The organism is Mesorhizobium sp. P160927, from assembly GCF_057766385.1.
On the sequence record NZ_JBYMDW010000001.1, the window covers coordinates 2,854,645 to 2,867,454 of the forward strand.

The 12,810-nt window shown below is 64.9% G+C and carries 13 protein-coding genes and 1 riboswitch; of the genes, 5 read left to right on the forward strand and 8 right to left on the reverse strand.

Annotated elements, in window-relative coordinates:
* Window positions 1-122 precede the first annotated feature (122 nt).
* Genes AC3CB8_RS13745 through derI form a run of 3 tightly spaced genes read left to right on the forward strand, consistent with a single transcriptional unit; the run spans window position 123 to window position 2,136 of the window.
* The gene (locus AC3CB8_RS13745) at window positions 123-893 is read left to right on the forward strand and encodes a DeoR/GlpR family DNA-binding transcription regulator (RefSeq protein ID WP_023782261.1); all 771 of its coding nucleotides are present in this window, start codon (window positions 123-125) and stop codon (window positions 891-893) included.
* A gap of 18 nt (window positions 894-911) precedes the next feature.
* Entirely contained in the window at window positions 912-1,670 is a 759-nt protein-coding gene (locus AC3CB8_RS13750) for a triose-phosphate isomerase (protein ID WP_352546563.1), read from the forward strand.
* A gap of 25 nt (window positions 1,671-1,695) precedes the next feature.
* Window positions 1,696-2,136 (forward strand): D-erythrulose-4-phosphate isomerase, encoded by a 441-nt coding sequence (gene derI, locus AC3CB8_RS13755; RefSeq protein ID WP_023771101.1) that lies wholly within the window; start codon window positions 1,696-1,698, stop codon window positions 2,134-2,136.
* Here derI and dhaL read toward each other — a convergent pair.
* The 4 genes from dhaL to AC3CB8_RS13775 form a co-directional block, all read right to left on the reverse strand.
* Window positions 2,133-2,768 (reverse strand): dihydroxyacetone kinase subunit DhaL, encoded by a 636-nt coding sequence (gene dhaL / locus AC3CB8_RS13760; RefSeq protein WP_352562985.1) that lies wholly within the window; start codon window positions 2,766-2,768, stop codon window positions 2,133-2,135. The two genes, derI and dhaL, sit on opposite strands and share 4 nt — an antisense overlap.
* 10 nt (window positions 2,769-2,778) lie before the next feature.
* Complete coding sequence (locus AC3CB8_RS13765) at window positions 2,779-3,792, reverse strand: dihydroxyacetone kinase subunit DhaK (protein WP_198019187.1); 1,014 nt, start codon at window positions 3,790-3,792, stop codon at window positions 2,779-2,781.
* A 69-nt stretch (window positions 3,793-3,861) separates the two neighbouring features.
* Window positions 3,862-4,335 (reverse strand): 6,7-dimethyl-8-ribityllumazine synthase, encoded by a 474-nt coding sequence (locus AC3CB8_RS13770; RefSeq protein WP_023771098.1) that lies wholly within the window; start codon window positions 4,333-4,335, stop codon window positions 3,862-3,864.
* Between the two features lie 77 nt (window positions 4,336-4,412).
* A riboswitch (FMN riboswitch) is annotated at window positions 4,413-4,557 on the reverse strand.
* 99 nt (window positions 4,558-4,656) lie between these two features.
* Window positions 4,657-5,832: an MFS transporter gene (locus AC3CB8_RS13775; protein WP_352562986.1), complete on the reverse strand. Its 1,176-nt coding sequence runs from the start codon at window positions 5,830-5,832 to the stop codon at window positions 4,657-4,659.
* A gap of 48 nt (window positions 5,833-5,880) precedes the next feature.
* On the opposite strand from AC3CB8_RS13775, the gene AC3CB8_RS13780 reads away from it, so the two are divergent.
* Window positions 5,881-6,420: an Lrp/AsnC family transcriptional regulator gene (locus AC3CB8_RS13780; RefSeq protein ID WP_023782257.1), complete on the forward strand. Its 540-nt coding sequence runs from the start codon at window positions 5,881-5,883 to the stop codon at window positions 6,418-6,420.
* Between the two features lie 17 nt (window positions 6,421-6,437).
* Here the strand turns inward: AC3CB8_RS13780 and AC3CB8_RS13785 are convergent, their stop codons facing one another.
* Together AC3CB8_RS13785 and oiaX are read right to left on the reverse strand one after the other, a co-directional pair.
* Window positions 6,438-7,760 carry a four-carbon acid sugar kinase family protein gene (locus tag AC3CB8_RS13785; RefSeq protein ID WP_023782256.1) on the reverse strand — a complete coding sequence of 441 codons (1,323 nt, stop codon included), beginning with the start codon at window positions 7,758-7,760 and terminating at the stop codon, window positions 6,438-6,440.
* Window positions 7,761-7,768: 8 nt separating this feature from the next.
* Window positions 7,769-9,019 carry a 3-oxo-isoapionate-4-phosphate decarboxylase OiaX gene (oiaX, locus tag AC3CB8_RS13790; protein ID WP_023782255.1) on the reverse strand — a complete coding sequence of 417 codons (1,251 nt, stop codon included), beginning with the start codon at window positions 9,017-9,019 and terminating at the stop codon, window positions 7,769-7,771.
* A 209-nt stretch (window positions 9,020-9,228) separates the two neighbouring features.
* On the opposite strand from oiaX, the gene AC3CB8_RS13795 reads away from it, so the two are divergent.
* The gene (locus tag AC3CB8_RS13795; protein WP_023782254.1) at window positions 9,229-9,942 is read left to right on the forward strand and encodes a transcriptional regulator NanR; all 714 of its coding nucleotides are present in this window, start codon (window positions 9,229-9,231) and stop codon (window positions 9,940-9,942) included.
* On the opposite strand, the gene apnL is transcribed toward AC3CB8_RS13795, so the two are convergent.
* Together apnL and AC3CB8_RS13805 are read right to left on the reverse strand one after the other, a co-directional pair.
* On the reverse strand, window positions 9,918-11,777 hold the full coding sequence (gene apnL / locus AC3CB8_RS13800; protein ID WP_352562987.1) for a D-apionate lactonase: 1,860 nt from the start codon (window positions 11,775-11,777) through the stop codon (window positions 9,918-9,920). The two genes, AC3CB8_RS13795 and apnL, sit on opposite strands and share 25 nt — an antisense overlap.
* Window positions 11,774-12,808: a Gfo/Idh/MocA family protein gene (locus AC3CB8_RS13805; RefSeq protein WP_352562988.1), complete on the reverse strand. Its 1,035-nt coding sequence runs from the start codon at window positions 12,806-12,808 to the stop codon at window positions 11,774-11,776. The genes apnL and AC3CB8_RS13805 overlap by 4 nt, the downstream gene beginning before the upstream one ends.
* Window positions 12,809-12,810 lie beyond the last annotated feature (2 nt).

Sequence of the window (12,810 nt, forward strand, 5' to 3'; positions counted from 1 at the left end):
CCGGCGAAATATCCCACGGAAATATCTCATTATCACAAAAACTATGATACTTACGCGATCATATCTGTTATATCTTCGCTCGATCAAGGAGCCAGGGGTTCTGCGTTGGCGGGTCGGCGAGAATGAAGAGCGACAACAGACGCCAAGGGATCATGGACTTCCTGGTGGACGCCGGCGCGGCGAGCGTCGACGATCTTGCCTCCCGCTTTGGCGTATCCAGGATGACCGTGCATCGCGACCTCGACGAGCTCGAGGAGAGCGGTTTGCTGCGCAAGGTGCGCGGCGGCGCGTCGATTCAGCCGAGCAGTCTGTTTGAAAGCGATTTTCGCTACCGGCAGAAGCAGGCGATCGGGGAAAAACAGCGCCTTGCGGCGGCGGCCGTGACCATGATCGAACCCGGCCAGACGGTCATCATCGACGACGGCTCGACCGCGGGCGGTATCGCGCGGTATCTCGCCGATTTCAGGCCACTGACGGTGATCACCAACAACCTCGCCGTCATCCAAGATCTGGCCGGTGCCGCAGGCATCAACATGATCGCGCTGGGCGGCCAGTACTCGAAGAAATTCCACGGCTTCTTCGGGCTGCTCGCCGAGGCTTCGCTGCGGTCGCTGCGCGCCGACGTCGCCTTCCTGTCGTCGTCCGCCATCCATGGCGCCTCCGCCTTCCATCAGGACCAGGAAGTGGTGCAGGCCAAGCGACTGATGATGGCCGCCGCGACACGCAAATATCTGCTTGTCGATCACGGCAAGTTTGGCCGCAGCGCTCTGCATTTCCTGACCGATCTCAAGGCATTCGACGCCGTCTTCACCGGGCGCGAGCCGGGGCCCGGAATGCAAGACACACTGGATGCGGCCGGCGTCTCGCTCACGGTGGTCGCCGACAAGGATTGAGGATCAAGGAGTGTACGCGTGGTTTACTGGGTCGGTACAAGCTGGAAGATGAACAAGACGCTCGCCGAGGCGCTTGATTTTGCGGGCGCACTGGCCGGCTTCGTGGCGGGTTTCGACGATCGCATCCAGCCTTTCGTCGTCCCGCCTTTCACGGCGGTACGCGAGGTCGGGCAGGCGCTGTCGGCGACGCGCATCAAGGTCGGCGCGCAGAACATGCATTGGGCCGACGCCGGCGCCTGGACCGGCGAGATCTCGCCGGTGATGCTGAACGATTGCGGCCTAGACCTGGTCGAACTCGGCCACAGCGAAAGGCGCGAGCACTTCGGCGAGACCGACCGCACGGTCGGGCTGAAGACGGCGGCAGCGGTCAAGCACGGACTGATACCGCTGATCTGCGTCGGCGAGACGCTGGCCGAGCGCGAAAGCGGCAAGGCCGATGAGGTACTGACCAGCCAGGTCGAGGGCGCACTGCGATTCATCGAGGGCGGGGCCAGGGAAGCAAAAATCCTGTTCGCCTACGAGCCGGTCTGGGCGATCGGCGACAAGGGCATTCCGGCCAGTTCCGACTATGCCGACAAGCAGCAGGCGCTGATCAAGAAGGTCGCCGGCGGTCTGCTGCCGACCGTGCCGCCGGTGCTCTATGGCGGGAGCGTCAATCCGGGCAATGCCGCGGAACTGATCGCCCAGCCCAACATCGACGGCCTGTTCATCGGCCGCTCGGCCTGGCAGGCCGAAGGCTACATCGACATCCTGCGCCGCGCGTCGGCCGCCATCTGAATCATCGAACCGGAAAGGACAAAAGATGAAAATAGCCATTGGAGCCGACAGCGCTGGCAAGCCGCTGCTCGACGTCATATCAGCGCATCTGGCGACCAAGCCGGGGCTCACCGTCAGCGACCTCAGCCAGGCCGGCTTTTATGCCGACCTGTCACGGAAACTTGCCCAGACGATCGTCGACGGCGAGAACGATCGTGGCATCCTGTTCTGCGGCACCGGCATCGGCGTCTCGATCTCGGCCAACAAGGTGCCGGGCATCCGCGCCGCACTCACCCACGACACCTATTCGGCCGAACGCGCGGCGAAATCCAATAATGCCCAGATTATCACCATGGGCGCCCGCGTCATCGGCCCGGAACTGGCCAAGGCCATTGTCGATACCTGGCTGGCCTCGGAGTTCGACGAGAAGGGACCGTCGGCCGGCAACGTTGAGGCGATCAACAAGCTCGACACGGCGAAGAGCTAAGCGAGACTGTCGCGCATCGCGCCGATGACGGTGACGGCCGAAGCCGCACCGGGATCGATATGGCCGAGCGAGCGCTCGCCGAGCCGCGACGAGCGGCCCTTGGCGGCAATCATGTCCTTGGTCGATTCCGCGCCGCGCTCGGCGGCGGCAAAAGCTGCCTGGAGGCTTTCGGCAAGGTTCTTTCCTGCTGCATTGCTGGCGCCGGCTGCTTCCGCCGCCGGTTGCCAGGCGTCGACCATTGTCTTTTCGCCGGTTTCGGCCTTGCCGCGATCCTTGATGCCTTGCGCCATGGCCTGCAGCAGCGCGACGACATCGGCATCCGCCAGCGTCGCCTTGCCCTTGACGGTGGCGGCGGCGCGCATGAAGGCGGTGGCATAGAGCGGGCCGCAGGACGCGCCGACCGCATTGAGGAATGATTTCGCCGCGGTGTTGAGGAGCGCGGTCGGCTCGGCCGCCGCAAGGTCGAGCGACGCCAGCGCATCGCGCACGGCGTTGAACCCAAGCGCCATGGCAATGCCATGGTCGGCGTCGCCGATGACGCCGTCGAGCTGGCAAAGCCGGTCCCTGTCGGCTTCCATCGCCACCGCGATCGCATCGAACATTCTTTTCAGGTCGAACGCAGCGATGGTCATGGAGCGGTCCTCAGCCGGCACGGAACATGGCGCAGTCGCAGGGGTGGTCGAGCATCGCCTGCAATTCTTCGTCGAGATGGAAAAGCGTCACCGAAGCGCCGGCCATTTCCAGCGACGTGCAGTAATTGCCGACCCAGGTCGCGTGGATGGAAACGCCGATGGCGTCGAGCCTCTGCTTGACCCGGCGGTTCATGATGTAGAGCTCCATCAGCGGCGTCGATCCCAGCGAATTGATCAGCACCGCGACCTTGTCGCCGCGCTTCGGCGCCATCTCGGCGAAAATCTTGTCGAGCATCTCGTCGGTGATTTCGTCGGCGGTCCCGAGCTTGCCGCGGGCGATGCCGGGTTCGCCATGAATGCCCATGCCGATTTCCATCTCGTCGGCGCCGATCTCGAAATTCGGCCGCCGGGTCTGCGGCAGCGAGCAGGGCGACAGCGCCACGCCCATGGTGAAGGTGTGGTCGTTGGCCTTGCGCGCGACGCGCTCGACCTCGTCGAGGGAGAGCATCAGGTCGCAGGCGGCACCGGCCGCCTTGAAGATGAAGAAATTACCGGCGACTCCACGGCGCTTCCGCCGCTCGTCACGCGGCGCGGAGGCGACGTCGTCGGTGGTCAGCACCGTGCGCACCTCGATGTCGTCCATGGCGGCCATTTCGGCGGCCATGTCGAAATTCATCACGTCGCCGGCATAGTTGCCGTACATGAAGAGCACGCCGGCGCCGCCGCTGACCGCCTTGGCGCATGCCAGGATCGGATCGGGCGGCGGCGAGGCAAAGACGTTGCCGACAGCCGCCGCGTCCGCCAGCCCCTTGCCTACAAAGCCGAGAAAGGTCGGCTCGTGGCCGGAGCCGCCGCCGATCACCAGCCCGACCTTGCCGGGCCGTGGTCCGTCGCGGGCGATGATCGAGCGCGGGCTGCCGTCCACGCTTGTGAGATGGCGAGGATGCGCGGCGAGGATCCCTTCGAGCATTTCGTCGACGGCACGGTTGCCGTCATTGATGATCTTCTTGGTCTGCACCGGCATCCTCCCGAACTCGGTATTTTCCGGGATACTACAGCCCGTTACCGGGATTTCCACCCCGGCAGCGGCGCTTCAGGCCGCGATCTTTTCCCGCGCGGCGAGTATCTGCACACAGGCGTTGGCCGCTTCCTTGCCCTTGACCGTGAAATGCTCGAAGAAGAAGCGATGATGCTCGGCGCTGTCGTGAAAATTGTGCGGCGTCAGCACCGCCGAAAGCACGGGCACGCCGGTCGAGAGCTGCACGTTCATTATGCCGTCGATAACGGCGTTGGCGACGAAGTCGTGCCGGTAGATGCCGCCATTGACGACGAATGCCGTGCCGAGGATCGCGGCGTAGCGGCCGGTGCCGGCGAGCGTCTTGGCATGGAGCGGAATCTCGTAGGCGCCAGGCACGTCGAAGATGTCGACGGCAAAGCGTCCGCCGCCAATCTCGGCCAGTTCCGCCCCAAAGGCTTGCACACACTGGTCGACGATGTCGGCATGCCAGCGCGCCCTGATGACGGCAATGCGGGTTGTTTCATAGTCTTTGTGGGAATGCTGATTCATGGGTCCATCCTTCCGTTTCGAACCAGAATCAGGACGCACGATACGAAATCCGGCCCGCCGGGGCGGTCCGTCTCCCGTTTCGTTCTCTTTCATCCGGACTCTAACCGTCGGCTCCGGAATCACACCGGATCTGCTGACCTCTCCGATACCGGAAAGCGCTCGCGGGCTTCGGCCGAGACCGTTACCGCCGGTGGGGACTTTCACCCCGCCCTGAGAACATTGACGCGCTTTGTATGGAAGGCAGGGGTGCCGGTGTCAACTACGCGAAAGTCCGCTGGCCAATCACGTTGTACCGGCTGGAGCAATGCCAGGAGGAAGGTTCTATCGGGTGCGCCATGCCGCCGCGCCAGCGGCAATCAGCATCAGCAAGGCCGCGACCGCCGCGCATGTGGCGAAGCCGAAGCCGGAATAGAGCGGCCCGAAGCCGGTGGTGCCGACGAACACCGCGAGGTAGGTCACCGCGCTGTTCAGCCCCATGATCGTGCCCCGCCGCGACGGATCGAGCGCCGACAGGCGCATCACCAGCACGTTCAGCCCGAAATGATTGGCAAGTCCCCAGGCCGCGACCATGGCGAGCGTCAAGCCATAGCTGTCGCTGGTCGAGGCGATCGCCACGTGGATCATGGCGACCAGAAGATAAGCGAAGGGCATGACGCGCCGGGCGCCCAGCCGGTCGATGATGCCGTCGAAGAGCGCCGCGGTGCCAAATCCCGCGCCATAGGCGAGGGCGGCCAGGCCATTGGCGCTGACCGGCTGCCCCAGCCCGCTGTGAAGGTGATCGCCGAGATAGCCATAGACGCCGTAAAAGGCGGTCATGAAAGCGCCGCAGGCAACCAGGAGGGGCACAATGCCGGGAATGTTCAACGCGGCCAGCGGGGCGGGTGCCGGTCCGGCCTTCCTGACATCCGGGAGCGACGATGCGCTCAAGCCGCCGAGCGCCAGGGCGGCCAGCACGGCCACGGCGACAAAGACGGCGCGCCAGTGCACGAGATCGGCGAGCACCGCCGACAGCGAAACGCCGGCCACCATGCTGAGCGTCCATCCGGTCAGCACCACGCCGATCGTGCCGCTTTCCCGCCCGGGCGGGGCGATGGCCGCGGCACTGGCATAGATTGCCGGCATGGCGACGCCGGCGGCGATCCCAGCGACAAGCTGCGCGGCAACCAGCGCGCTCACCGTCGGCGCGGCCGCGCTGGCGACCAAGGCCAATGCCAGCAGCAGCAAGGCCGCCTGCAACATCCGCCGCGCGCCGAGCCGGTCGATATGGCGTGCCAGGAACAGGGCGCTCGCCGATGTGCCGAGGCCGAACGCGGCCGCCGCCATCATCACCATGGGAACGCTGGTCGAGAACGACACGGCAACTGCCGGAGCGATCGGGCCCAGCACCAGCGAATTCGAGCCGATCACGGCGATGCACCCGGTCAAGAGATAGGCGAGGGCCGGGATAGGCGGCCTGGTGTCCGCGCCCAAGGCTGTAGCTTGATCGTTGTTCGACATATCATCATAATGGCCGTATTAAATTCGGTGACAATCGGGAATACCGCTATGGATGAAGAAACAGATGGCATTCCGCGGAACAGGCCGGCGCCCCGGGATGTCGACGCGACCGACCGAAAAATATTAGGCGTTCTGGTCGACGACGCGACCGTCAGCTATGCCGAGCTCGGCGATCGCGTCGGCCTGTCGCCGCCGGCCGCGCATGAGCGCGTCAAGCGGCTTCGGCGCAGCGGCGCCATTCGCAACACGGCCGCCATCATCGATCCCAACGCGGTGCGAAAGCCTCTACTCACCTTCGTCCACATCGACACCAGCGGCTGGGGCAAGACCCCTGAACTGATGGCGATCTCGGAATATCCCGAAGTCGAGGAGATCCACACCGTCGCCGGCGATACATGCGTATTGCTCAAGGTGCGCACCGAGGACACCAAGGCGCTCGAAGGCCTGTTGTTGCGTCTCTACGAGACACCCGGCGTCACCTCGACGCGCAGCTACGTGGTTCTGGCGACCTATCTCGAACGGCCGGTGCAACCCGGCATCACGGCGCAGTGGCCGACGCCGAAGCACATGGGCAAGCCGCTTTATTGAACGACCTGGGTCGTCGCCTAGCTTCCCAGCCGGATCGTCTCGAAATAGGCGTCGGTGCCAACCTGGCCGCCTTTCAGCGCGATCTCAAGACCGTCGATTTCACCGCCGCCATGGGCCACACAGAGCGGTGATCCCGGCGATTGCGGCAGCGGCATGCGCACGGTCAGCGCGTCGATGGCCAATTGTCCGAGTGCGTGGCTGGACGTATCGCCACCGGCGATCACCGCGCGCTTGAGTTTCTGCTCGGCGATCAGACGGCGCAGGATGGTCCCCAGCGCCCGCCCGAGCGTGTTCCGGGCGCCCTCGATTCGGTCGATCTCGGCGCCGCGATCGGCCTGCGGACCAAGCGCGGTGTAGAGGACGACGCTGTGGCCCTTGGCAAGGCTGGCCAGCCCGGCCGCGACCGCCTGCTCGATCGCTTCGCCGGCGCCTTCGCGGACCAGTCGCATCGCATCCATCTCAATACCCTCGAACCCGTGGGCGAGTGCGTGGCGGATTTGCTTTTCCGTGGTTGGGGAGACGCTGCCCGACACAACGGCGAGCCGATCCACCGGACCGGGCGATGGGAATGCCGCATGCCCCGACACGATGCCTTTGGCGGCCCACGCGGCAAGCAAGGCATATTCGGCGCCGGATGATCCGACGACAAAACCATGGCCCTTTTCATGGATGCGCCAGAGTTGCTCGCCGACTCGCTGCTGAGTCCGGAGGCTATCGACGTCGAACAGCACGATGTCCTTGTCTCGCAGGATCTGATCGACCGTTTGCGAGAGATTGTCCGCCTGCAACGTCGCCAGGTTGACCAAGCCGGAACCGAGGCTGGTCTGGCGCGAAAGGTGGACGAGCAGGTCGGCCTCGTCCATCGGCGTCACCGGATGCCTGCTCATCACCGGATGCCGGTCGATGCGGAAAAACGCGCCGCGGAATGCCGCGAAGAGATTGCCGAAGGCCGTGTAGCGCTTGAGCTGCGGCGCCCCGACCACCATCGGCACGCTCGCCTCGCCGAAAATGCGCCTGCCGATCTCGGTGGCGCGGCCGATGCTGCCGACCGCCGGGCTGGAATCGAAGGTAGAGCAGATCTTGTAGTGGCAGATCGCCGCCCCGAGGGCTTTGAGCCATTCGAAGGCCGGCGTCAGGTTTTCCTCCATCCATTGCGGCGTTTCGCTTCGGCTGGTGCCCGCTAATCCAACCGCGCGGCAATGCGAAAATCGCGCCAGCAAGGACGGGTCGGGCTGGCGCATGAACAGCACCGTCGGCACGCCGCCGAGCTCAAGCGCCTCCATGACATCAGTTGAACCGGTGAGGTCGTCGCCATAATAACTGAGGAGCAGGTTTTGCACGGCCATGCTCATGCTGTCTTGCCGTCGCCGAACTTTTCGATCGATCGGGCCAGTTCGATGTGATCGCGGGCATAATCCGCCAGCGCAATGCCCTCGACCGCGGCCTGCCAGGCTTGCAGCACGGCCCGCACGCCGGCGCCGGGCCCGTCCGGATGGCTGACGATGCCGCCGCCGCAGAGGTAGAGGAGGTCGACCGTGCGGCCGGTTCGCTCATAGGTTTCGGGTGCCTGGCCGCCCCATTGGCCGGAGCAGGCCACGGGCAGCGCGCAATCGTCTGATGAAAACAGCGGCGTGGTCACCGCCTCGAAAGAGCGGATGAAAGAATCGTCCGGCTCCCAATATTTCGAGCCGATGCCGTTGATCTGGAACTGGTCGACGCCCAGCAGCCGCCAGAATTGCTGCCAGACCTTGAAGTCCATGCCGAGGCCGGGGTGGCGAGTGAGGATGTCCCAGCCATTGCGGTGGGCATGCAGCACCAGGCCGGAGCGCTTCCTCAGATAAGCCATGCCGCCGAAGCCAATGGAGTTGATGTTGACGACCGCGCAATTGCCGCCGGCTTCGAGCACGAGATCGTGGTTGCGCATCATCTCGTCGGGATCGGCATGCGAGATGCCGAAGGCATACATCACCTTCTTGCCGGTCTTCTGCTCATTGTCGAGAATTCTTGGCATGATCGCCTTCACCCGCTCCGCCAGGGGCGAATAGGCCGGGCTCATCAGCTTCTCGTCGTCCTTGATGAAATCGACGCCGGCCTCGATCAGTTCTCCCACCATAGCTGCTGTCTCGTGTGGCCTGAGACCCAGCGCCGGTTTGACGATGGTGCCGATGATCGGGCGGCCCTCGACACCGGTTAGCCCGCGGCTGCCCGCAACGCCGAATTGTGGACCCGGATGGGCGCCCCGATACTGTTCCGGCAGCTTCATGTCGATGACGCGGATGCCGGACAGGCCCCTGATCGAAAAGGTGCCGCCGATGGCGATGGTCATCAGTGCCGACAGGTCGGTGCCGATGGCGTCAAAGGGGAAGCCGATATCGACATCGGCGCGCCGGAAAGGGCCGCTGCCGGATCCCGGGAGAGAGGGTTGCGCGGCATCCGGCAGGTGCCGGATCGCCAGAACGCGCGCCGCCACGCGCGCCTTCAGCTCCTCGGTCTCGCCCGGCAGCGCGACGAAGGTGCCGGTCGACTGGTCGCTGGCGATCTTGGCGGCTAGCGCCTCGATGCTGCCAGGGGTTTCGATGCGATAGGTAAGCGTGATCATGGTCGGTCGGCCGCTCGAAAAGGTTCGAAAAAAGTTTCGTCGCGCAGGAAGTCTGGTATAATGAGTACATAAGCATTGCAAGAGATATCCGAGCTCGGCAGGACTGGTGGGCTGCGGCAAAGCTGGAGCGAACCGCTCCAGGCGCGGGCATTCCGGTAATCCTGCCGGGAATGCTAAACAGGAACCGGGCCAGGGAGTGATTCGTCACGATGAACCGTTCGGAGCCGATCGTCCGGCGCAAACTTTCCGACGAAGTCTTTGCAAGACTGAAGCGGCTGATCACCAGCGGCGAACTGCAGCCGGGCAACGACATGCCGTCCGAGCGCGAGTTGATGGAGCGCTTCGAGGTCGGCCGGCCGGCGATCCGCGAGGCCATGCAGGCGCTGAGCAACATGGGGCTCGTCGCCATCTCGCATGGCGAGCGCGCCAAGGTGCTGCAACTCACCGCCAAGTCGATCATCAAGCAGGTCGACGGCGCGGCCAAGATCATCCTGTCCTCGTCCAGGGACACGCTGGAGCACCTGAAGACCGCGCGCATCTTCTTCGAGCGCGGCATGGTCAGGGAAGCCGCGGAAAAGGCCAAATCAGAGGATGTGCAATTGCTGAAGGCGACCGTGGCCGAGCAGCGCGCCGCGCGCGGCGATTCCGAAGCCTTCATCTCCGCCGACATGAAATTCCATACCCAGATCGCGTCCATTTCAGGCAATCCGATCTATGTCGCCGTCAGCGAAGCCACGCTGGGGTGGCTGAAGGAATACCATACCGAAATGCTGATCTGGACCGGCAAGGAAAAATACACGCTGACCGAGCACGAAGAGATCATCGACCGCATCGAGCACGGGGATGCCGACGGCGCCGAGAAGGCGATGATCAAGCACCTCGAGCGCTCGCGTGCGCTCTATGTGATGAATTCCGAGAAGTAACCGATCCTGGTGATCGCATAGGGCGGCATTACGAGATCGCCTTGGCCAAGCGCGGAAGCGTCGACCCGCATGTCGTTCGGTGTCAGGTTCGCCAGCCAGACGATGGTCTCGCCCGACGCCGAGCGGCCGGCCAGTCCCAGGACCCGCGTCTCGTCGCTCGTCGTGGCGGAAACATGCGTCAGCCCGGCCAACTCACAAAGCCCTTTGATGGCCTGGAAAATCGGCCGCGGCGATCCCTCTGCGACGGGTTCGCCCGATCCCGCGACCACGCCGAACGGTCCGGCGAAACTGGACAGTGTCAGCATCTCCAGTACCGCCGGCGCGACGCGCGCGGCATAGCCGATCGTCCATGCGGCGGCGAACTGCGCAGCGTGGCGCGGGTCGCGGTTCGCCATGGCGATGCGCTGCCCCTGAGGATTGTCCTTGGTCGCGCCGCCATACGGGTTCTGGCGCATGGCAATCGTCGATGGGCCGATCCGGTACGGCTTTGTCCCGAAGATCGCCCGCGTGGACCGGGTGATAAAGGGCAACGCCTCCAGAGACTGCATCACGCTGAGATCGTCGGCGGCGTGCACGATCGGGTTGGTGCAGTGGGTGATGAAGTCGAGCTGGCCGGCTGGAACGCGCTTGCGGTTGAGCTCGGTGAAATAGCTGAACATCCCGCCGCCGAGGCGGAGGCCGGGAAAGGCGCGGCGGGCGGCCGCGTAGACGTCCTCGAGCGGTGGGCATGCCGGCCAGGCACTGCCGGGCGGCGTCGACTGGCGGTCGACGGCAGGCGACACCGCGATGGCGTCGAGCCGCAGGCCTGCCAGGCGCACCATGTCGGCGACCTCGGAAAGTTCGGCGTCCAGATCGCCGGCACAAGCGACCACGCATTCCAGCGTCGTCGAAACAGGATAAGCGGCGGCGAGTCGGGCGTGGGCGCGTAGCGCATCGATGCCGTGGCCGCGCGTCGGGTCGAAGTGGAAAAGCAGTTGCCGGGGACCGAACCCTCGCAGCAACGGCAGATCGGCAAGTGTGGCCTCGACATCCTCGGGATAGACCATGATGCCGATATCAGGCAGCTGCGCGCCGGCTTGCCCAAGCTCGACGCGGACCGGTTCGGCCGGCGCCGCCGAGGCAGGCACACTGGCATCGCCGGTGATGCGCAGGCTGATCGTCTGGCGCAACGCCTGCCTTGCCGGCAGCACATAGGGCCATGGCAGCGCCAGCGGCCGCACATAGGTTTTGTAGGAGGCGTCGGACCAGTTGCGCTGGTCTTCCATCTCGAATGTGTCGCCTTTCATCCGGCATTCGGCGAAAACGCCGGGCCGTACCTGATGCGTGATGGCGCGCAAATCCTTGAACGGCTGCCAGGGGTCGATCAGATCGGGGAGTTCCGTCTCGACCACGCTGCCGTCGGTGTGCTCGACCGTCACCGGGCTGCCGGCGAGGCCGGCGATCGGGTGCAGGATGCAGAAGCCGCAGCGATTGGTTTCGAAATCCCTCTCCGGCAATGCGGTCACATCGAAAACCAGCCTGCCGTCGGCGGAGCCTTCGATCGTGGCGTGGAAGCCGAGCCGGCTGCCGTCCGGACCAAGGCAGCTTGCCGCGTAGGTGACGGAGAAGCGGTCGCCCTGCTGGTCGATGGTAAGGTCCGTCAGGTCAGGCTCATAGGTGCCCCAGTCGCGGTCGCGCACGATGTAAGCTATGGCACGCAGTACTTCGGTGCCGCCGTGGCGGATGTTGCGCAAATTGCCGTTGTCCAGTTCCGCGCTCAATGCACCCGCACGCAGCGTGACCGGCTTTGGCTCGGCCGCGCGCGTGCCGTAGAGCTGGAAAGCGTCCGCCTTCATCTGAGCAGCGCGTCGATCTGCACCGGTTCTCGACTGGCGGCACCGGCATAGGCGGCCTCGACCAGGGCGAATGTCTTGAGATTGTCCGCGCCTGAAGTCGCCGGTTCCTGGCCTGATGCAAGGCAGTCGACCCAGTGCTGCTGGATGGCGGCGACGCTTTCCTGGATATTGTGCCAAGGCCGCGAGGCCCAGGGCAGCAGCGGCGGCGAGACGTCGCTCACCTTGGTTCCGCTCTTGCCGGTGACGGTCAGCCGGTAGCCTTGCGCCAGCCGGATCGTGCCGTCGCTGCCGTCGAGTTCGATGAGCGTCTCCGGGAACGGCTCCACGGCAAGCTTGGTCGCATAACTGCAATCGACCACCGAGGTGGCGCCGCCAGCGTGGTCCATGAGGATCGTGGCGACATCCTCGCCGGCGATGGCCGGGTTGATGCGTTTGGTCCGCGCGGTCAGGCTCGACACGTCGCCGAGCAGGAAGCGGGCGATATCGAGGATATGGATGCCGAGGTCCTCGATGATGAAGCGCTTGCCCGTCGCGAGATAGGGCTGGCCGGAGAACACGTCGTAGCCGGAGCGGAAGGAGATGCGGCCGAAGAAAGGCGTGCCGATCTCGCCGCTGTCGAGCACGGCGCGCACCGCCTGGATCGGCGACTGCCAGCGAAAGTTTTCGTGGACCATCAGCGGGACGCCGGCATCCGCGCAAGCCTTCACCATCGCCTTGGCGTCGGCCAGCGTTGGCGCGAACGGTTTCTGGCAAATCACCGGAACGCGGTTCTCCGCAGCCATCTCGACCAGCGCCCGATGGCTGCCGACCGTCGTGGCGACGTCGACGAAGTCGAGTTTCTCCGCTGCAAACATCGCTGCAGCGTCCGTGTAGCGCCGGGCCACGCCGAACTGGTCGCCGACGAGCCTGAGCCGCTCCGGGTCCCGGTCGCAGATGGCGACGATCGAGACGCCTTCGATGTCACGCCAGGCATGCATCTGGTTGACGGCGAAGAAGCCGCAGCCGATAAGCGCTCCACTTAAACCCGCCATGC

Coding starts and splice junctions, on each gene's coding strand:
- oiaX (WP_023782255.1), bottom strand. CDS start 9,019: ATGATCACGCTTACCTATCGCATCGAAACCCCTGGCAGCATCGAGGCG.
- apnL (WP_352562987.1), bottom strand. CDS start 11,777: ATGAAGGCGGACGCTTTCCAGCTCTACGGCACGCGCGCGGCCGAGCCA.
- AC3CB8_RS13745 (WP_023782261.1), top strand. CDS start 123: ATGAAGAGCGACAACAGACGCCAAGGGATCATGGACTTCCTGGTGGAC.
- AC3CB8_RS13770 (WP_023771098.1), bottom strand. CDS start 4,335: ATGAATCAGCATTCCCACAAAGACTATGAAACAACCCGCATTGCCGTC.
- AC3CB8_RS13765 (WP_198019187.1), bottom strand. CDS start 3,792: ATGCCGGTGCAGACCAAGAAGATCATCAATGACGGCAACCGTGCCGTC.
- AC3CB8_RS13805 (WP_352562988.1), bottom strand. CDS start 12,808: ATGGCGGGTTTAAGTGGAGCGCTTATCGGCTGCGGCTTCTTCGCCGTC.
- derI (WP_023771101.1), top strand. CDS start 1,696: ATGAAAATAGCCATTGGAGCCGACAGCGCTGGCAAGCCGCTGCTCGAC.
- AC3CB8_RS13795 (WP_023782254.1), top strand. CDS start 9,229: ATGAACCGTTCGGAGCCGATCGTCCGGCGCAAACTTTCCGACGAAGTC.
- dhaL (WP_352562985.1), bottom strand. CDS start 2,768: ATGACCATCGCTGCGTTCGACCTGAAAAGAATGTTCGATGCGATCGCG.
- AC3CB8_RS13780 (WP_023782257.1), top strand. CDS start 5,881: ATGGATGAAGAAACAGATGGCATTCCGCGGAACAGGCCGGCGCCCCGG.
- AC3CB8_RS13775 (WP_352562986.1), bottom strand. CDS start 5,832: ATGTCGAACAACGATCAAGCTACAGCCTTGGGCGCGGACACCAGGCCG.